Below are 17,591 nucleotides of genomic sequence, written 5' to 3'. Positions count from 1 at the left end.
CACGGTCACAGGACCGCAAGCGTACGGACCGCGGGTCGTTTCCCGGGTTCTCTCCCGAAGACACGTGCGGCGCCGCCGTCGGGTTCAGCACGGGACGGTCCTGGGCCGGGAAGCCCAGGTTGTGTTCGTGACCACGGCGACGGACGGACGGTTGTCGATGCCGACCGCGCGTGCTGTCATTGGGCTCATGTCCGGTGCCGAGGAGCAGCTGCGCTCGAAGGGTCTGCGGGTCACCCGACCGCGCCTCGCGGTGCTCGACGTGCTCGCCGGTGGTGGTCACCTGGACGTCGACGAGATCACGCGGCGGGTCCGCGAACGCCTCGACTCCGTCTCCACCCAGGCGGTGTACGACGTGCTGGGTGCCCTGTCGAGGGCGGGCCTGTCCCGCCGGATCGAGCCGGCTGGCAGTCCCGCCCGGTACGAGGCACGTGCCGGCGACAACCACCACCACGTGGTCTGCCGGGGCTGTGGCGAGATCGCCGACGTCGATTGCGCGGTGGGCAGCGCACCCTGCCTGGAGCCGGGCGTCGCGCACGCCTTCGAGGTGGACGAGGCGGAGGTGACCTTCTGGGGTCTCTGCCCGGCCTGCCAGTCCCGCCGCTCCGCCGACAGCTGACAGGCAACCGCCCGCCTCCACCTCCGCGCGAGCGGCACGGTCGGGCTGGCCGTGGCACTCTTGGTCGGTGGACTCCGATGACCTCGGCCTCTTCGGTCCGGGTTCGGTCACGTGGAAGGTGCACGAGGAGCCGATCCTGATCGTCGCCGGCCTGCGCTCGCTCTACCTCCAGGCGTTGCACCCCCGAGCCATGGCCGGGGTCGCGCAGAACAGCAACTACCGCACCGATGCCTGGGGACGTCTGGTCCGCACGGCCACCTACGTGGCGACCACCGTCTACGGGACCACTGCCGAGGCGGAGGCGGCCGGGGCGCGGCTGCGCCGGCTGCATGCCCGGATGCGGGCCACCGACCGGCTCACCGGCGAGGAGTTCCGGATCGACGAGCCGGACCTGCTGCGCTGGGTGCACGTCACTGAGGTCGAGTCGTTCCTGACCACAGCGCGGCGGGCGGGCCTGCCGCTCACCGACGACGAGGTGGACGGCTACTACACCGAGCAGCGCCGCTCGGCCGCTCTCGTCGGCCTGGACCCGGCGACGGTGCCGGGAACGGCCGCCGAGGTGGAGGCGTACTACCGCGAGGTACGGCCGGAGCTGCGGATGACCCGGGAGGCCGCCGAGACGGCGCTGTTCCTCACCGCCCCGCCGCTGCCGTGGAAGCTCAGCCTGCCCGCCCGTCTGGGGCTGACACTGGGTCCGCCGCGCTGGGCGTACCTGGGGATCGCCAGCACCGCGCTGGCCCTGCTGCCGGCGTGGGCCCGCCGGTTGTACGGAGGGCTGGGGCTGCCCACCACAGCGCTGTCGGCGGACCTGACGGTGCGCGCCCTGCGGCTGGCGCTCGGCGCGGTGCCCCGCCGCTATCTGGAGGGGCCCATGTTGCAGGCCGCCAAGGAACGGGCGGGTCGGCTCACGGCGCAGGCCAGCTGACCACGGCCGGGGTTCAGCCGTCGACGGGCCGGTCCACGGCCGCCCACGGCTCCTTGCCCGGCGTCTGCGCCCCGGTCGGGCAGTGCCGCCGGTAGTCGCACCAGCCGCAGCGCGGGCCGGGCGCCACCGGGAACGCCTCGTCGGCGTCGCCGCCGTCGGCGACCACCCGCTCGGCGGCCATGATGTCGCGTGCTGTCTCCTCCGCGCGGGTCAACTGCCGGGCCAGCGACTCGACTGTGTGGTCGTGGCCGGCGACCGTGCCGGTGGGCAGGTGGTGCAGCTCCACCCGTCGGCACGGCCTGCGGAACACCCGCTCGGCGGCGTACGCGTAGAGCGCCAGCGCCTGCGAGCCTCGGGCGTCGTCGGTGTCGAGCCCGGTGCGGCCGGTCTTGTAGTCGACGATTACCAGCTCCGGACCGTCGGGCCCGGGGCGGGAGTCGATGCGGTCGGCCCGGCCGTTGAAAGCGAGAACGGCGGTCTTGACCGCCACCACCCGCTCGACACCGAGCGGGTCGGCGTCCGGCTCCAGCGTCTCGACGTACGACTCCAGCCAGCCCAACGCCCGCCGGTAGGCGGCCCGCTCCTGCTCGTCGTCGCGGTAGCCCTCGCGGACCCACGTGCCCTTGAGCAGGGCGGCCAGCGCCTCGGGGCGGCGCCGGTCGGCGGGCAGCGCGTACCAGTTCTTCAGGGCGGTGTGCACGCTGGCGCCGAGTGAGTTGTGCGCCCACGGCGGGCCCTTCGGCGGGGCGGGCCGGTCGACGTAGGAGTAGCGGTAGCGGCGCGGGCAGTCGGCGTACGTGCCGAGTTTGCTCGGGGTGCAGACGAACAGCCGCTCCGGCATGCCCTCGAAGCCGAGTTGCTCGGCGTCGCCGGGGCGCTGTCGGGGAGTCCTGCCGCCCGCGGCGGGTCGTCCGGCTGAAGAGGCTCGTCGCACGCCTGCGATCCTGCCATCCACCTCCGACATCCGGGGGTACCGGTCAGGCCATGTTGACGTACTGCCTGACGAAGGCGGCCACCGCGTCGGCGATGAGCTGCACGGCGATCGCGGCGAGCAGCAGGCCGGCGATCCGGGTCAGCACCTCGATGCCGCCGGGGCGCAGGACCTTCACGATGCCGCCGGAGAAGCGCAGCACGATCCAGACAGTGACCATCACGGCGAGGATCGCGGCGGCGATGGCGCTGAAGTCGCCAAGCCCGTCGGCCTGCTGGACGAAGAGCATCGTGGCCACGATGGCGCCCGGGCCGGCCAGCAGTGGGGTGCCCAGTGGCACGAGCGCGATGTTCGAGGTGACCTGTTGGCTGGGGTCGTCGGCCTTGCCGGTGAGCAGTTCCAGGGCGACAAGCACGAGCAGCAGGCCGCCTGCGGCCTGGAGGGCTGGCAGGTCGACGTGCAGGTAGTCGAGCAGGGTCTGCCCGGCCACCGCGAAGATCACGATGACGCCGAGCGCCAGCGCGACGGCTTGCCAGGCCGCCCGGTTGCGGTCCCGGGCGGGCAGCGGGCCGGTCAGCGCCAGGAAGATCGGCATCATGCCCGGCGGGTCGGTGATCACCAGCAGGGTCACGAAAACCTCGCCGAACAGCTTCAGATCCACGTGATCAACCTAGCGCTGCCGCTGGGGGGCGAACCGCGGATCAGATCGAAGCGACCTCCGTCACCCCCTCGGCCACGATGCGCTCGTACGCCTCGATGTTTGTGGTGAACGCGCCGAGCCCGACGGTCTTGTGGGTGCCGTGGAAGTCCGAGGAACCGGTGACCAGCAGTCCCAGTTCGCCGGCGAGCGCCCGGACGTGTGATCGCTCGGCCGGGCTGTGGTCCTCGTGGTCGGCCTCCAGCCCGGCCAGCCCGGCGGCGGCCAGCTCGGCGATCAGCTCGTCGGGCACGATCGGCCCGCGTCGGCTGGCGCGGGGATGGGCGAAGACCGGTACGCCGCCGGCTGCCCGGACCAGCCGGATCGCCCGGAAGATGTCGATGTCCTCCTTCGGCAGCCGGTATCGCTCGCCGAGCCAGTCCGGACCGAACGCCTCCCGGGTGCTGCCGACCAGACCGGCCCGGATCAGCGCCTGCGCGATGTGTGGACGCCCCACAGTGCCGCCGCCCGCGGCGGAGAGGATCTCAGACCAGCTCACATCGACGCCGTCGGCGCGCAGCAATGTCACAATCCGCTCGCCGCGCTCCTCCCGGGCCGCCCGCAGCAGGGTCAGCTCGGCGACCAACTCCGGGTGGTCCGGGTCGAACAGGTAGGCCAGCAGGTGCAGGGACACCTCCCGATGCGTGCCTGTCCAACGGCAGGAGAGTTCCGCGCCCCGGACCAGGCGCAGCCTCGGGGGCAGTGCCCGCAGGGCCGGTGCCCAGCCGGCGGTGGTGTCGTGGTCGGTGATGGCCACCACGTCCAGCCTCGCGTCGGCGGCAGCGCGGACCAGTTCCGCCGGGCTCATCGTGCCGTCGCTGGCAGTGGAGTGGGTGTGCAGGTCGATTCGCGGCGCGGGGCCGGTACGCGAGGTCACCACCCCGACGCTACCGAGGACCGGCGGCCGCGTTCGCCGGGCCCGCCGATCGGCCAGCACCGCGCTACTCGCGGGAGGCTGCCGCCCTCCCGGTCGCCGCCAAGGTTCACCAGCACCGCTACGTCGGGAACAGGCGATGAAGCGTGACCCGGCGTACGGTCAGGAGCCGGTGACCAGGACGGGCCGGTCGCCGGGTTGCAGGCCGGGCACGGGGCTCGCCTCGGCCGCCCTGCCGGTCAGCGCCCGTTTCACGTCCACCAGGACGAGGTTCCCGGAGCTGTCGACGTACGAGGCTTCCGATTCGCTGCGCCAGGCGACAGCACCGGTTGCCGGCGGGCCGGCCGGCACGACGGTCAGTGGCGTGTCGAGCCGGTGCAGGTCGACAAGGAGCGCCCTGTCGGTTTTGCCGACCGACCCGTTCACCAGCAGCCACCGTGCATCGGCGGAAATTTCGCCGACGCCGTCCCGGCTCAGCTGCGGGCCACAGGCGGTTCGTACCGGCTTCAGGCCCCGGGCCGGGTCGAGCACCGCCAGGCAGGCGCCGGGCGGGTCGCTCGTGGTGACCTGACCGATCAGTCGTCCGTCCGGCAGCGCGCCGTAGACGTTCAGGGTGCTCCGCTCGGAGTCCGGAGCCAGGTCCCCCGCGCCGGGGCGCCACAGGACGTGGCCGGGGCGGCTCGGGTCGAGCCGGACCAGGACGTGGTCGCCGACGAACCGGACGGGTTCCGCGCCGTCCGGCGCGGGAGTGCGCACCGTCCCGATGAGCTGGGTGCCCACCACGCCCGCCACCAGCAGGTCTGCGCCGTCGCGCCAGGCGACCTGGCTGCCGTCGGGTGCCAGGACGATCTGCTTCGCACCGGCCAGCAGCACCTGCACCAGCCCGTCGTTCTGGGTGACCCAGAGGGAGCGGCCCGCTGTGGTTTCCGCGCCGACCACCAGCAGACCCCCACCATTCGGCAGTGGGTGGGCCCGTTCCGCCGGGCCGACGGTGGGCTGGGCGAGCCGCCTCCCGTCCGCGCTGATCAGGACCTCGGCGAGGAGCCGACCAGCGGACGGTGCGGTGGTGGGGGCAACGGGGGTAGCCGAAGGTATCGACCGGTCCGAGGGGTCGGGGTCGCCGATCACGACGATGGGAGGACCCTGCCGGTTGGTGTCCTCGGCGAGCTGCGCCATGCCACTGCTGATCAGCACTGTGGTGGCGACCCCGAGGGCGAGACCGACACCGGCACGCCGCCGCCGGATCCGGTTCGCCCGGCGGATGGCCTGCCCGGCCGGGTCGGCGCTGAGTGGGTGGGCGACAGCGACCTGGTGCGAGAGGGTCTCCCGCACCGCACCTTCCAGCTCGTCACGTCGCACCTGGTTAGGACGCTCCGGCCCGCCGTTCCGGTTGTCCGACGAGCGGGGAATTGCGTTCACTGCCGGTCTCCGGGGCCGGTGCCGACGGGCACGGCCGCCGGGGCGGTGGGCAGGTCGGCGGCCAGGACGGCCGGACGGGGTACGGCCGGACGGGGCGCAGCCCGGTCGATCGCGTCGGGCCGGGGTCGGGCCGCCGCGTCGGCCCTGGGCGTCGCTGCGGGAGTCCGCCGGCCCGGGACGCCTGCGCTCCCCGGCCGGCCGGTGCCGGTGAGGGTCGTACGGCCGGTGCCGGCGGCCTCGCCCTGAGCTGGCCTGGCAGCGTCGTCGACCAGATCCGGGGTGGCGGAACCCATCCGCCGACGCAGCGTGGCAAGCGCCCGGGATGCCTGGCTCTTCACGGTGCCGGGCGAGATGTCCAGCATCGCGGCGGTCTGGGCCTCCGACATGTCCTCGTAGTAGCGCAGCACGAGCACCGCCCGCTGCCGGTTGGGCAGCTCCTTGAGGTGTCGCCAGAGCAGATCGCGGTCGAGTTGCTGCTCGATCTCGTCCACGCCGGCCCGCTCCGGAAGCACCTCGGTGGGGCGCTCACCGTGCCAGCGACGCCGCCACCAACTCGTGGACGTGTTGACCATCACACGCCTGGCGTACGGCTCGACGGCCTCGATTCCGCCGAGCCGCTTCCACGCGAGGTAGGTCTTTGTCAGTGCGGTCTGGAGCAGATCTTCGGCAGTGGCCCAGTCGCCGGTGAGCAGATAGGCGGTGCGGAGCAGGGCGGCGGAGCGAGCCGCGACGAAGTCGCGAAACTCCTCCTCCAACGGGTCCCTGCTCGCCACCACGCACCTCCGCGCCCAAAGCTGTCCTGGCAGAGAGTGCCACGTCAGAGGCGTTCCGGTCCATGACGAAAGGTGCGCACTCGCTCCGATGTTCGGACGAAAACTTTCACGCCCCGTCGTCGGCCTTGGCCTCGTCGGCCTCCTTGCCGAGCCGCGCCTCGACTGCCTGCGGCTCGTACATCTCTTCGACGACGCGCAGGTAGAGCTCGTTCGGGTTGGGCAGATTCTTGATCTCGCGCAGCGCCTGCTCCTGGCCTGCGGACTCCAGCACGAAGGTGCCGTAGTTGAGCGCGCGACCGGTCGGGCTCTGCTCGTACTTCATGTCGGTGACCCGGACCAGCGGCATCATCGCGACCCGGCGGGTGATGATGCCGTTTACCACCATGACCCGCTTGTTGGTCAGGATGAAACGGTCATACCACCAGTCAGCCACCTTCCAGGCCACCCACCCCATCACCGCGAACCAGAGCAGCACGGCGATGGTGGTCAACGCGCCCACGTTCTGCCCGGCCAGGAAACCGGACAGGTAGCCGAGCACGAAGGTCGCCGCGATGCCGATCAACAGCGGGGTGGTGAGATGGATCCAGTGCCGCTTCCACTCACCCCGGTAGCGCTCGGTGGGGAAGAGGTAACGGGCGACAAGCGAGCTGGGCTCGTCCTCCAGCGGGAGCACCCGCCGGGGGGTCGAGCCGGTCGCGTCGGCACGCAGCCCCGCGAGCTCGTCCTCGGAAATCTGGGGTGGCTGATAGGCAGCCTCCGGATCGCGGATCCAGGCCCGACCGGACCGACCTTCGCCGGCATAGCCGGGCCCATCGCCATAGCCGACGTCGTCCGAAAGGGACGGGCCGTCTGACAGGCCAGGGCCAGCTCCGTAGCCCGGGCCGTCATCGGGGCCGATCCGCGGGATCGGCTCGGTGTCGCGCTCGCGGCGTTCCCGGTCAGGGTCGTCCGGGTCGAAGGGTGGTCCGGAGGGGCTGCCCATCGACGGCTAGGCGACGAGGCTGGTGAAGAAGTCGCCAAACCCCTGGGCGATGTCCATGATCCCGCCGCCCAGCGACTTGAACACATCAGCCGCAGAGTTTGGCCTATAGGCGACGAAGAAGATCAAGAATGCGATTCCGGCCCAGGTGAGGACCTTCTTGACCATGGCGGGCCATCCTCTCGCGCGGCGCCGGGTCCCATTACCGCAGCGGCACCCAGAGTATCAGTGTGGTGTCGTACAGTGAATATCTGCGTCCGTTCTCCGTCAATCCGTAGGGGTTGTCAAGCCCTGCCGGGTAGGTACGGGGACGGTGCGCCGTACACGAGCTCGGGGGGAGTCCACTCGGTCAGGTCGTGAAGCACGACTTCTTCCGCGAGCAGGTGACCCGCACTCGCCGGCCAGGCTATCGCATGCAGCCACATTCCCCGAGCTTCGCCGGCGTACGCACTTCGATCCGTCGGCGAATTGACCAACCACAGTGGAGTCGGATGACCGCCCACACGGATCCTGGCCTGCCCAACATGCTCCGGATGCCCCGGCCCAGGGTCGCTCAACGCGTCGGCCAACTCCGGCCCCGGGTCCGGCCCGGACAGACCGGCAAGTCTGGTGCCCAGGCCGACGCCGGGCTCCTCGGCCACGAAGACCAGGTCCGCCGGACCACCACCGAGCGGCGCCGGGCCGGCGCAGGCCACCGCCGTCGCCCGCACTCCGGTGCGGTCGTCCCCGGCGTACGCCACTCCGGTGAGAGTCCACCCGGGCAGCAGAGGCCACGGGCACCACAGCGGCGTCCCGGGTGGACCGGCTGTCGCGGTGATCTGCTCCACCACGCTCGCGACGATCTCCGCTCCGATGTGTTCGGGTACGTGCAGCGGCGGCACCGGGCCACAGCGCAGGCACCTCGACTCGGTGTGCATCAGATCCGGCGCCCGTACCGGGCCCCCGCATCTCGGACAACTCACCGCGACACTCACATCCCCACCGTCACCCCGGACCGCCGGCACGTCAAGCCGGAGCGTCCGATTGCGTCGGCGCGGCGCGGTTTCAGTCCGGCGGCGGCCCAGCGTGGGTACGGATCCACGCGTGCATGGCGATGCCGCTCGCCACCCCCGCGTTGATCGACCTCGTCGAGCCGTACTGGGCGATCGAGTAGAGCTGGTCGCACGCGTGGCGCGCGGGTTCGGAGAGACCGGGGCCCTCCTGACCGAACAGCAGTACGCAGTCCCGCGGCAGGGTGCCCGTCTCCAGCGGCCGGGAGCCGGGCAGGTTGTCGATGCCGACCACCGGCAGCCGCCGTCCGGCGGCCCACTCGACGAACTCCTCGATCGTCTCGTGGTGCCGCACGTGCTGGTAGCGGTCGGTCACCATCGCGCCGCGCCGGTTCCACCGTCGCCGTCCGACGATGTGCACCTCGGCGGCGTTGAACGCGTTGGCGTTACGGACCACGGTGCCGATGTTGAAGTCGTGCTGCCAGTTCTCGATGGCGACGTGGAAGCCGTGCCGGTGCTGGTCCAGGTCCGCGACGATCGCCTCGTGCCGCCAGTAGCGGTAGCGGTCGACCACGTTGCGCCGGTCGCCCTCGGCCAGCAACTGCGGGTCGTAGCGCGGGTCCTGTGGCGGGTCCCCCGGCCAGGGCCCCACACCCACCTCAAGCTGGTCGTCGGTCACGGTCATCAGAGGGTACGGCCTCCGCGCAGCGACCACCGCGACGGCCTGCCCGGCCCGGGGCGAGGGTCCGGCGGCTCGACGGGAGAGCCGGGCGGTCAGCCCAGTCCGAGCGCGCCACCGAGCCGGTCCAGGAAGCGCCGGTCCGCCGGGCTGGTCGCAAGGCCGCCGGGGCCGGGTGCGGCCCGACAGACACGGCCCGCGACGGACTGCACCCACTGGCGGTACGCGGCCGAGTCGGCCGGGTCGGCGCGCCGCTGGAGGACCCGCACCGCGGCCCGGCAGGCGGCCAGCAGGTCCACCATGTCGGTGAGGCGTTCGGTTGGTGCCGGTACGCCGTCGTGGCGGGCGTAGATGGCGGCGACGACCGCCCGGACCAGGTCGCTGTCGAACCCACGGCCGGCGGCCACCGCGTCAAGGCCGGCCAGGCCCGCCGGCACCCCGCGTTCGGGGCGGCCGGGACCTGTCGCCGTGGCGGCCACGAGGACGCGACCGGGCAGGCTGGTGAGCAGGTCCCATTCGGCGGCGGAGTAGACAGCGGTGGTCAACGGCGCGGCGCGACGCCCGGTTGATGGCGGCTCTCCGGCGACGGAGTGGCTCATCGGCACCTCCGGCGTCAGCATAAGCCGCGAAACGGGAGCAGGGCCTCTTTCCCCAACAGATGCTGTTGCCGGGAAAGAGGCCCTGACCGGCGGAGTGGCTCCGCTTCGGTGCTCAGCGCGGGTCGGGGAAGCTGGGCCGCTCCGGGTCCACTCCCTCGGCGACGGCGCTCGCCGCGTACTCCCGCTTGGGGACCATGACCTTGCGGCGGAAGACGCAGACCATCGTGCCGTCCTGGTTGTAGCCGCGGGTCTCCACCGACACCACGCCCCGGTCGGGCTTGGAGCCGGACTCCCGCTTGTCCAGGACTGTGGTCTCGCCGTAGATGGTGTCGCCGTGGAAGGTGGGCGCCACGTGCCGCAGCGACTCGACCTCCAGGTTGGCGATGGCCTTGCCGCTGACGTCCGGCACCGACATGCCGAGCAGCAGCGAGTAGATGTAGTTGCCGACCACGACGTTGCGCTTGAACTGGCTGGCCGTCTCGGCGTAGTGCGCGTCCATGTGCAGCGGGTGGTGGTTCATGGTGAGCAGGCAGAAGAGGTGGTCGTCGTACTCGGTGACGGTCTTGCCCGGCCAGTGCCGGTAGACCGCGCCGACCTCGAACTCCTCGTAGTAGCGGCCGAACTGCATGTGGTCCCCTCCGACGGGCGGCGATGGAGTTCGGGACAGCATGCCTTACCGATGGTTAAGGCGACCGGCGGGGCGCGAACCCGGCGGAAATGTCACACCGGTCACTCGCACGGGGGGAGACGCAATGAGCGGCGGGGCCCTCCCCGGCACCCGCCGCCCACGCTCTGATGCGGTGAATTCTGCCCTACGGTGACGTAGGTCCGACAGAGATCGAGGTCACATTTATCTTTTCGTAACATTACTGTACGTGACGAAATGTGGGTTGATCAGCGATCTCCGCAGGCTGGATACGTCCTCGTCAGAGCTCAAGTTACCGATTCGTAGAGCTCAATCGAGTCGATCTCTTTGGAAACGCTCCCATCACGGCAGGTCACGCAAGTGCGTCGTGCACTTGCGTTCCGCAGGACAGAGATGAACAGATGTATGTCGATGACCCTTCGTGATCCCCGGGTAGCCCGGAGCACGTTTCGTGCCCCACCGCCCGGGAATTCGATACGGTCAGCCCTGGTTCTACGGGACGTAGGTAAACCGCGGTGATCGGAGAGTGCAATGGCAACCGTTGAGCTGACCTCGGCGAACTTCGACGAGGTGACCGGCAACGACGGCATCGTCCTGGTCGACTTCTGGGCCGACTGGTGTGGTCCGTGCAAGCGGTTCGCCCCGGTCTACGAGCGCTCCTCGGAGAAGCACCAGAACATCGTCTTCGGAAAGGTCGACACCGAGGCTCAGCAGGAGCTGGGCGCGAAGTTCGACATCCGATCGATCCCGACGATCATGGCGATCCGTGACGGCGTCATCGTCTTCGCCCAGCCGGGCGCCCTGCCCGAGTCCGCGCTGGAGAACCTGATCGAGCAGGTCGAGGCGCTGGACATGGACGACGTCCGCAAGCAGTTGGCCGAGCACAACCACTGACCAGTCCGTCCTGCGACGGCACGAAAGGCCGGGTCCGGTTCGGGCCCGGCCTTCGTCGTTTCCCGCCACCCCATGATCACCGCCTGGGCAGCCGGAACTGGCCATCAGTCGGAGCCGACACGGCCGGTACATCCCGTATCGTCACGACCCGATGGAGAATCTGACCACCCGCGGGCGCGTGACCCGGCTGGGCGCTACCGCGCTCGGCCTCGTCCTGCTCCTCGTCGGCACGTTCTGGGGCAGCGACGATGACTTTCCGTTCGGCCCGTTCCGGATGTACTCCACATCCAACCCGCCGAACGCGCCAGCGCCCGACACCCGCGTCGAAGGTGTTAACAGCGACGGCGACGTGATCGACCTCGACCAGAACGCGACGGGCATCCGCCGCGCCGAGATCGAGGGCCAGCAGTCCCGGTACGTCGACGACCCGACGCTGCTCACGCAGATCGCCGACGCGTACGCCGAACGCCACCCGGACGCCGCCGAACTGGTCGAGGTTCGCATCGTCATCCGCTGGCACGGCATTCGCGCCGGTCGCCCCACCGGGCAGCATATCGACCAGACAGTGGTCCGCTGGCAGGCCCTCCGATGAGCCGCTGGCTGACCGAGGCGGTGCCGCGCGGCCGGATCGCCGCCTTCCGGACCCTGATCTACCTCTTTGTCGCCGCCGACCTGGTGATCTTCACTCCCTGGGTCCGCACCCGGGCCAGCGTGCCCGGCGAGCTGTACCAGCCGTTGCTGATCGGCCGGGTCCTTCCACTACCCACGCCGACGCCGACGCTGGTGGCGGTGATCTTCTGGGTGCTGCTGCTCGTCGCTCTGCTCGCCGCGACCGGCCGGGCGCCCCGGCTGCTCGGCTGGGCGGTCTGCGCGCTCTACCTGGAGTGGATGATCATCGCGATGAGCTACGGGAAGGTGGACCACGACCGGTTCGCCCTGCTCGTCGCGCTCGCGGTGCTGCCCACCGCCGGCCGCGCCCGGCACGGCGACACCACCCGCACGGAGGCCGGCGGCTGGGCGCTGCGGGTCACCCAGATCGCGGTGATCTGCACGTACTTCCTGGCAGCCTTCGCCAAGCTGCGCTTCGGCGGGTTGGACTGGCTGACCGGCTCGGTGCTGGCGAGGGCCATCATCCGACGCGGCACCGACCTGGCGGACCTGATCGCCCAGGTGCCGTACCTGCTGATCGTCGCCCAGTTCGGCATCGTGGCCTTCGAACTGCTCAGCCCCGTGGTCTTCCTGCTGCGGGAGCGCTGGCGGCTGGCCATGGTCGGCTTCTTCTACTCGTTCCACGCGGTGACCATCGCGACCATCACCATCTCGTTCGCGCCCCACCTGGCCGCGATGGCAAGCTTCCTGCCACTGGAGCGGGTCCGCCCACTGGTCTGGGCGCGCCGGCTCGTCGGCCGCGAGCCTCGCGGGCCAGCGGCGGACGCCCCGGAGCAGGCGCGCGTCGACGCCGAACCGACGCCGCCCGACCCTGCTTCGGTGGGAGCCGGTGCGGAGCCGGTGCCGCCCGGAGGTCAGGCCCCGGTGGTCGGGCGACCCGCCGGGCCGTAGAGCCGCTCCCTGGCCTCCTGCGGCAGCGAGCAGGCCGCCGTACCGCCCGGGAGGCGGTGCCGGTTGCGCGCCACCCAGCGGTACGTGGGCCAGGCGACAGCGCGCACGGGAGGCAACCGCAGCACGGCGCCGGCCGCCCGCCAGAGGGGACCGCTGGCGGCGAGCAGCTTCGCGATGGCGTCCGGGCCGGCTGCGCGGGAGTCGTCCGCGCCCACCCACTGCACGGCCTCCTCGCACTCGGCGATCGTGAGGCCGAGCGCGTCCAGGTCGGCGAACTGCCAGGGCACCACCCGCGCGGCGGTGGGGATCCGGCGTTCGATGAACTCCGCACAGGTAGTGCAGAACGCGCAGTCCCCGTCGTACACGAATGTCGACGTCTCCATGCGTCCATCCTCCCCCTCCGGCCTGCGGATTGGGCGCTGGTGTCCGGCGGGTCACTTGCGTCGTGCTCGTACACGTGTTCGAATAGTGCCCATGCGCTGGGACAACCTCACCGCTCCCCCGGTTGAGGGAGACCCCGAGCGGGCAGCGCCAGCGACGCCACCCCTGCCGCTGGCGCTGCCCGGCGCCATCGCCCGCACCTTCGACACCCCCGAGTTCGCGGGGATGACGTTCTACGAGGTGCAGGCCAAATCCATCCTCAACCGGGTGCCCGGGCAGTCCCGCGTCCCGTTCGAGTGGACCATCAACCCGTACCGAGGCTGCTCCCATGCATGCGTCTACTGCCTGGGCGGTGACACCCCGATCCTGATGGCGGACGGGCGCACCAAACCGATCAGCGAGGTGGAGCAGGGTGACCGCATCTACGGGACGGAGCGACGCGGCGCCTACCGGCGATATGTCGTCACCACCGTGCTGGACAAGTGGTCGACTGTGAAGGCGGCCTACCGGGTCACATTGGAGGACGGCACAACGCTCATCGCCAGCGGGGACCACCGGTTCCTCTCCGAGCGTGGCTGGAAGCACGTCACCGGAGCCATGCACGGCGGCAGCCGACGCCCCTACCTGACCACCAACAACCGCCTGATCGGCACCGGCCGTTTCGCCACCGGCCCCAAGGAGTCGCCCGACTACCGACGGGGTTACCTCTGCGGCATGATCCGCGGGGCTGCGCACGTCGGTGCCTTCACATACTCGTACGGGGTGGTGCACCGGTTCCAGCTGGCGCTGGTCGACGACGAGGCGCTAAATCGTAGTGAGCGCTATCTCGACGCCGAAGGGGTCGCAACGCAGCGCTTCTCGTTCACTGAGGCCAGCGCCACTCGTCGGGCCATGGCTGCCATCCGCACCTCCAAGCAACGGGACATCGAAACGATCACGAAGCTGATCAGTTGGCCGGCGGCTCCCAGCGACGATTGGCGGCTCGGCTTCCTGGCCGGCATCTTCGACGCCGAGGGCAGTTGCAGCAGAGGTGTCCTGCGTATCAGCAACAGCAACGACGCCATCCTCGACCAGACGACGGAGGCACTACGCCGGTTCGGGTTCTCCTGTGTGCGAGAAGATCGCGGCCTACCCAACCGCGTGCGACAGATCAGGCTGACCGGCGGCCTGGCCGCCCGGCTCCGGTTCTTCCACCTGACCGACCCGACCATCACTCGAAAGCGGTCAATCGAAGGTGCGGCGCTCAAGCATCAGACCGCACTCGGGGTGGTCGGCATCCAACCGCTCGGCCTGGAGCTGCCACTGTGGGACATCACCACTGGCACCGGGGACTTCATCGCCAACGGAGTGGTCAGCCACAACTGCTTTGCCCGTAACACGCACACCTACCTGGACCTCGGCTCCGGAGCGGACTTCGATCGCAAGGTGATCGTCAAGGTCAACGCCGGCGAGCTGGTCCGGCGGGAGCTTGCCGCGCGTACGTGGCGGGGTGCGCACGTCGCGATGGGCACCAACGTGGACTGTTACCAGCGGGCCGAGGGGCGTTACCGGCTGATGCCGCAGATCATCGCGGCTCTGCGTGACTTCGCCAATCCATTCTCGATCCTCACAAAGGGCACGCTGATCCTGCGGGACCTGCCACTGCTGCGTGAGGCTGCCGAGGCGACAACTGTCGGCATCTCCTACTCCGTGGGCTTCGTCGACGAGCAGCTCTGGCGCGCCGTCGAGCCGGGCACACCGCACCCGCGTCGTCGCCTGGACGCGGTCCGCGCGCTCGCCGACGCCGGCTTCTCCGTCGGGGTGCTGATGGCCCCGATCCTGCCCGGGTTGAGCGACAGCGACGAGTCGATCGACGCCACAGTGTCGGCGATTGCCGCTGCCGGGGCGACAAGTGTGACCCCGCTTGCCCTGCACCTGCGTCCCGGCGCCCGGGAGTGGTACGCGCAGTGGCTGGCCCGGGAGTACCCGCACCTCGTGCCCCGCTACCGCGAGCTCTACCGGGCGGGCTCCTACGCGCCGCAGGCGTACCAGCGGGAGCTGACCGCCCGGGTGCGCATCGCGGCCCGCCGGCACGGGCTGCACCGTGGTGAGCCGGGCGACAACCGCCGCGCGCCCGAGCCGCCTCCACCACCGGCCGCCGAGCAGCTGACCCTGCTGTAGCCCGAGGTCGGAGCTACAGTCGGCGGGTGCGTACCGCTCAGCAGATCCTCGCCGACTCCGCCGTAATCGCCGTCGTGGGCGCGTCCCGCGACCCGTCGAAGGCCGCGCATCGCGTGCCGTTGCAGATGCAGCAGTACGGCTGGCGGATCATCCCGGTCAACCCGACAGTGGACGAACTCTTCGGGGAACGGGCGTACAAGACGCTCGCCGACATCCCGCACCCCGTCGACATGGTGGACGTGTTCCGGCCGGCTGCCGACGCCGTGCAGGTGGTTCGCGACGCGGCGGCGATCGGCGCCCCGGCGGTCTGGCTACAGCTCGGCATCGTCTCGGCAGAAGCACGGAAGATAGCCGAAGAAGCCGGCATGGACTACGTAGAAGACCGCTGCCTAGCCGTCGAACGAGCCAAAGCCGCCCTAACCCGCCTGCCCTAACCGCCCCCCGATCCCGCTCCCTGATCCCGTCGATCATGGAGTTGTGGTGCCGAGGTTAGTAGGATTTGTCGCCCGAATCCCCCACCACAACTCCATGATCGACGGGCAAAAAGGGGGACGGGTTAGAGCTTGTACTCCTTTAGGAGGCCTCGGCTGATGATGGTCTTCTGGATCTCTGAGGTGCCTTCGCCGATCAGCAGGAACGGGGCTTCCCGCATCAGGCGCTCGATCTCGTACTCCTTGGAGTAGCCGTAGCCGCCGTGGATGCGGAACGCCTCCTGGACGACCTCGGCGCAGTATTCCGAGGCGAGCAGCTTGGCCATCCCGGCCTCGACGTCGTTGCGCTGGCCGGCGTCCTTGAGTCGGGCGGCGTTGACCATCAGGGCGTGCGCGGCCTCGATTTTCGTACCCATCTCGGCGAGCTTGAAGGCGATGGCCTGGTGCTTGGCGAGCGGCTGGCCGAAGGTCTTGCGCTGCTGCGCGTAGCCGACTGCCAACTCGAAGGCGCGGATGGAGATGCCGCAGGCGCGGGCGGCCACGTTGACGCGGCCCACCTCGATGCCGTCCATCATCTGGTAGAAGCCGCGGCCCACCTTGTCGGCGCCGCCGAGGATTGCCGAGTCGGGCACCGTCACGCCGTCGAGCACCATCTCGGTGGTCTCGACGCCCTTGTAGCCCATCTTGTCGATCTTGCCGGGGATGGTGAGGCCGGGGGCCGTCTCGCCGAAGCCCGGCTCCTTCTCCAGCAGGAAGGTGCTCATGTTGCCGTACACAGACTCGGCGCCGGTGTCGGTCTTGACAAGGGTGGCCACCACGGAGGAGTACGCCCCGTTCGTCAGCCACATCTTCTGCCCGTTGAGCACGTAGCTGTCGCCGTCGCGGACCGCGCGGGACTTGATCGCCGACACGTCGGAGCCCGTCTCCGGCTCCGACATCGAGAACGCGCCGCGCACCTCGCCGGTGGCCATCTTCGGCAGCAGCCGGGCCTTCTGCTCGGCGGAGCCGTGCTGGGAGATCAGGTACGCCACGATGAAGTGCGTGTTGACGATGCCTGAGATCGACATCCAACCGCGGGACAGCTGCTCCACCACGAGCGCGTAGGTGAGCAGCGACTCGCCGAGCCCGCCGTACTCCTCGTCGATGGTGAGGCCGAACAGCCCCATCTCGCGCATCCCGTCGAGGATGTCGGTGGGGTACTCGTCGGCGTGCTCAAGCCGCTGCGCGTGCGGAATGATCTCCTTGTCGGCGAACTCGCGGACGGTCTCCAGGATCGATTGCTGCACATCGGTCAGGCCGGGCGTCTGGGCGAGTCGGGCCATCTCAGCCTCCGGGGATCAGCGCACTACTCATGGGTAACTGAACGCTCGGTCAGTATCGACCTCCGGGCCGGCAAGGCCAAGGTGACCAGTCCACACAACCGCTGTGAAAAGGTTCACCGCTGCGGGTAGCGTCCGGCAAGAGGGACTTTTCCGGCACCGGCAGGAGGAGCACGGCTGTGACCTACCCGCCACCGTCGGGACCATCCGGCGACGAGCCGCCACCGTCACCCTACGAGCCGCCTCCGGACCAGTCGCCGTACGCGCCGCCGCCGGCCGGTCAGACGCCGTACCCGCCACCGCCCGACCAGTCTTCCTTCGGGTCGCCGGAACGCTCACCGTACGGGCCACCCGCCGACGAGCCGTCACCGTACGAGCAGCAGGGACAGCACCAGTCGGCGCACTGGGGGCAGCAGCCGCCGTACCCTCCGCAGGGCCCCTACGGCCAGTGCGGCCCGCCGACGCCCGGACCGAGCCGGCCCACGAACCTGCTGGCGATCCTGTCGCTGGTGTTCGCATTCGTGTTCCCACCGGCCGGCGCTGTCCTCGGCCACGTGGCCAAGCGCCAGATCCGCACCAGCGGCGAGGAGGGCGGCCAGCTCGCCACCTGGGGAATGATCCTCGGGTACGTCTTCACAGGGCTGACCCTGCTGGCCTGCTGCGGCTGGCTGGCCCTCGTCATCATCGGCAGCAACAGCAACAACGGCAGCTACTGAGCG

21 protein-coding genes are annotated in these 17,591 nt (G+C 70.3%); 8 read left to right on the top strand and 13 right to left on the bottom strand.

The window, feature by feature from the left end; translation table 11 throughout:
- The first annotated feature begins 187 nt into the window (after nucleotides 1-187).
- Entirely contained in the window at nucleotides 188-616 is a 429-nt protein-coding gene (locus tag ACPXB1_RS01275; RefSeq protein ID WP_053659205.1) for a Fur family transcriptional regulator, read from the top strand.
- A gap of 67 nt (nucleotides 617-683) precedes the next feature.
- Nucleotides 684-1,541 (top strand): oxygenase MpaB family protein, encoded by an 858-nt coding sequence (locus ACPXB1_RS01270; protein ID WP_355632302.1) that lies wholly within the window; start codon nucleotides 684-686, stop codon nucleotides 1,539-1,541.
- A gap of 13 nt (nucleotides 1,542-1,554) precedes the next feature.
- On the opposite strand, the gene ACPXB1_RS01265 is transcribed toward ACPXB1_RS01270, so the two are convergent.
- The 11 genes from ACPXB1_RS01265 to ACPXB1_RS01215 all read right to left on the bottom strand — a co-directional run bounded on the left by ACPXB1_RS01265 (nucleotide 1,555) and on the right by ACPXB1_RS01215 (nucleotide 10,109).
- On the bottom strand, nucleotides 1,555-2,505 hold the full coding sequence (locus ACPXB1_RS01265) for a RecB family exonuclease (protein WP_425734690.1): 951 nt from the start codon (nucleotides 2,503-2,505) through the stop codon (nucleotides 1,555-1,557).
- Nucleotides 2,506-2,518: 13 nt separating this feature from the next.
- Nucleotides 2,519-3,133 carry a MarC family protein gene (locus tag ACPXB1_RS01260; protein ID WP_355592687.1) on the bottom strand — a complete coding sequence of 205 codons (615 nt, stop codon included), beginning with the start codon at nucleotides 3,131-3,133 and terminating at the stop codon, nucleotides 2,519-2,521.
- A 40-nt stretch (nucleotides 3,134-3,173) separates the two neighbouring features.
- Nucleotides 3,174-4,046: a PHP domain-containing protein gene (locus ACPXB1_RS01255; RefSeq protein ID WP_355592689.1), complete on the bottom strand. Its 873-nt coding sequence runs from the start codon at nucleotides 4,044-4,046 to the stop codon at nucleotides 3,174-3,176.
- Between the two features lie 159 nt (nucleotides 4,047-4,205).
- A complete protein-coding gene (locus ACPXB1_RS01250; RefSeq protein WP_355632299.1) occupies nucleotides 4,206-5,462 on the bottom strand; it encodes a hypothetical protein in 1,257 nt (418 codons plus the stop codon).
- Entirely contained in the window at nucleotides 5,459-6,235 is a 777-nt protein-coding gene (locus ACPXB1_RS01245; protein ID WP_425734689.1) for a SigE family RNA polymerase sigma factor, read from the bottom strand. Before ACPXB1_RS01245 ends, ACPXB1_RS01250 begins: the two co-directional genes overlap by 4 nt.
- Nucleotides 6,236-6,341: 106 nt before the next feature.
- A complete protein-coding gene (locus ACPXB1_RS01240; RefSeq protein ID WP_355592695.1) occupies nucleotides 6,342-7,217 on the bottom strand; it encodes a PH domain-containing protein in 876 nt (291 codons plus the stop codon).
- Between the two features lie 6 nt (nucleotides 7,218-7,223).
- Complete coding sequence (locus ACPXB1_RS01235; RefSeq protein ID WP_007455302.1) at nucleotides 7,224-7,382, bottom strand: hypothetical protein; 159 nt, start codon at nucleotides 7,380-7,382, stop codon at nucleotides 7,224-7,226.
- A 116-nt stretch (nucleotides 7,383-7,498) separates the two neighbouring features.
- Nucleotides 7,499-8,176, bottom strand: coding sequence for a DUF6758 family protein (locus ACPXB1_RS01230; protein WP_355632728.1), 678 nt, complete (start codon nucleotides 8,174-8,176; stop codon nucleotides 7,499-7,501).
- A gap of 82 nt (nucleotides 8,177-8,258) precedes the next feature.
- Complete coding sequence (locus ACPXB1_RS01225; protein WP_355592699.1) at nucleotides 8,259-8,882, bottom strand: TrmH family RNA methyltransferase; 624 nt, start codon at nucleotides 8,880-8,882, stop codon at nucleotides 8,259-8,261.
- A gap of 95 nt (nucleotides 8,883-8,977) precedes the next feature.
- Nucleotides 8,978-9,502: a hypothetical protein gene (locus ACPXB1_RS01220; RefSeq protein WP_355592701.1), complete on the bottom strand. Its 525-nt coding sequence runs from the start codon at nucleotides 9,500-9,502 to the stop codon at nucleotides 8,978-8,980.
- A 91-nt stretch (nucleotides 9,503-9,593) separates the two neighbouring features.
- The gene (locus ACPXB1_RS01215) at nucleotides 9,594-10,109 is read right to left on the bottom strand and encodes a MaoC family dehydratase (RefSeq protein WP_053659194.1); all 516 of its coding nucleotides are present in this window, start codon (nucleotides 10,107-10,109) and stop codon (nucleotides 9,594-9,596) included.
- Between the two features lie 549 nt (nucleotides 10,110-10,658).
- Between ACPXB1_RS01215 and trxA the strand changes: the two genes are divergently transcribed.
- The 3 genes from trxA (at nucleotide 10,659) to ACPXB1_RS01200 (ending at nucleotide 12,581) form a co-directional block, all read left to right on the top strand.
- Nucleotides 10,659-11,021 carry a thioredoxin gene (gene trxA / locus ACPXB1_RS01210; RefSeq protein WP_030329190.1) on the top strand — a complete coding sequence of 121 codons (363 nt, stop codon included), beginning with the start codon at nucleotides 10,659-10,661 and terminating at the stop codon, nucleotides 11,019-11,021.
- 151 nt (nucleotides 11,022-11,172) lie between these two features.
- Entirely contained in the window at nucleotides 11,173-11,613 is a 441-nt protein-coding gene (locus tag ACPXB1_RS01205; RefSeq protein ID WP_425734688.1) for a hypothetical protein, read from the top strand.
- Entirely contained in the window at nucleotides 11,610-12,581 is a 972-nt protein-coding gene (locus tag ACPXB1_RS01200) for an HTTM domain-containing protein (protein WP_355592705.1), read from the top strand. Before ACPXB1_RS01205 ends, ACPXB1_RS01200 begins: the two co-directional genes overlap by 4 nt.
- Here ACPXB1_RS01200 and ACPXB1_RS01195 read toward each other — a convergent pair.
- A complete protein-coding gene (locus ACPXB1_RS01195; RefSeq protein WP_355592707.1) occupies nucleotides 12,545-12,964 on the bottom strand; it encodes a thiol-disulfide oxidoreductase DCC family protein in 420 nt (139 codons plus the stop codon). The two genes, ACPXB1_RS01200 and ACPXB1_RS01195, sit on opposite strands and share 37 nt — an antisense overlap.
- A gap of 91 nt (nucleotides 12,965-13,055) precedes the next feature.
- On the opposite strand from ACPXB1_RS01195, the gene ACPXB1_RS01190 reads away from it, so the two are divergent.
- Both ACPXB1_RS01190 and ACPXB1_RS01185 read left to right on the top strand, forming a co-directional pair.
- Complete coding sequence (locus ACPXB1_RS01190) at nucleotides 13,056-15,122, top strand: intein-containing Rv2578c family radical SAM protein (RefSeq protein WP_425734687.1); 2,067 nt, start codon at nucleotides 13,056-13,058, stop codon at nucleotides 15,120-15,122.
- A gap of 26 nt (nucleotides 15,123-15,148) precedes the next feature.
- Complete coding sequence (locus ACPXB1_RS01185) at nucleotides 15,149-15,556, top strand: CoA-binding protein (RefSeq protein WP_355592711.1); 408 nt, start codon at nucleotides 15,149-15,151, stop codon at nucleotides 15,554-15,556.
- Between the two features lie 122 nt (nucleotides 15,557-15,678).
- On the opposite strand, the gene ACPXB1_RS01180 is transcribed toward ACPXB1_RS01185, so the two are convergent.
- Entirely contained in the window at nucleotides 15,679-16,875 is a 1,197-nt protein-coding gene (locus tag ACPXB1_RS01180; protein ID WP_306272842.1) for an acyl-CoA dehydrogenase family protein, read from the bottom strand.
- A gap of 176 nt (nucleotides 16,876-17,051) precedes the next feature.
- Between ACPXB1_RS01180 and ACPXB1_RS01175 the strand changes: the two genes are divergently transcribed.
- A complete protein-coding gene (locus ACPXB1_RS01175) occupies nucleotides 17,052-17,588 on the top strand; it encodes a DUF4190 domain-containing protein (protein ID WP_425734686.1) in 537 nt (178 codons plus the stop codon).
- Nucleotides 17,589-17,591 lie beyond the last annotated feature (3 nt).

It is taken from the genome of Micromonospora sp. DT68 (assembly GCF_049847245.1).
Classification (GTDB): Bacteria; Actinomycetota; Actinomycetes; order Mycobacteriales; family Micromonosporaceae; genus Micromonospora; species Micromonospora profundi.
This window is presented reverse-complemented; position numbering and strand designations above follow the sequence as displayed.

Bases quoted from the DNA above. Each gene is read 5' to 3' on its own strand.
- ACPXB1_RS01240 (WP_355592695.1), bottom strand. From the start codon at position 7,217: ATGGGCAGCCCCTCCGGACCACCCTTCGACCCGGACGACCCTGACCGG.
- ACPXB1_RS01190 (WP_425734687.1), top strand. From the start codon at position 13,056: ATGCGCTGGGACAACCTCACCGCTCCCCCGGTTGAGGGAGACCCCGAG.
- ACPXB1_RS01200 (WP_355592705.1), top strand. From the start codon at position 11,610: ATGAGCCGCTGGCTGACCGAGGCGGTGCCGCGCGGCCGGATCGCCGCC.
- ACPXB1_RS01215 (WP_053659194.1), bottom strand. From the start codon at position 10,109: ATGCAGTTCGGCCGCTACTACGAGGAGTTCGAGGTCGGCGCGGTCTAC.
- trxA (WP_030329190.1), top strand. From the start codon at position 10,659: ATGGCAACCGTTGAGCTGACCTCGGCGAACTTCGACGAGGTGACCGGC.
- ACPXB1_RS01220 (WP_355592701.1), bottom strand. From the start codon at position 9,502: ATGCTGACGCCGGAGGTGCCGATGAGCCACTCCGTCGCCGGAGAGCCG.
- ACPXB1_RS01195 (WP_355592707.1), bottom strand. From the start codon at position 12,964: ATGGAGACGTCGACATTCGTGTACGACGGGGACTGCGCGTTCTGCACT.
- ACPXB1_RS01235 (WP_007455302.1), bottom strand. From the start codon at position 7,382: ATGGTCAAGAAGGTCCTCACCTGGGCCGGAATCGCATTCTTGATCTTC.
- ACPXB1_RS01205 (WP_425734688.1), top strand. From the start codon at position 11,173: ATGGAGAATCTGACCACCCGCGGGCGCGTGACCCGGCTGGGCGCTACC.
- ACPXB1_RS01265 (WP_425734690.1), bottom strand. From the start codon at position 2,505: ATGTCGGAGGTGGATGGCAGGATCGCAGGCGTGCGACGAGCCTCTTCA.
- ACPXB1_RS01275 (WP_053659205.1), top strand. From the start codon at position 188: ATGTCCGGTGCCGAGGAGCAGCTGCGCTCGAAGGGTCTGCGGGTCACC.
- ACPXB1_RS01180 (WP_306272842.1), bottom strand. From the start codon at position 16,875: ATGGCCCGACTCGCCCAGACGCCCGGCCTGACCGATGTGCAGCAATCG.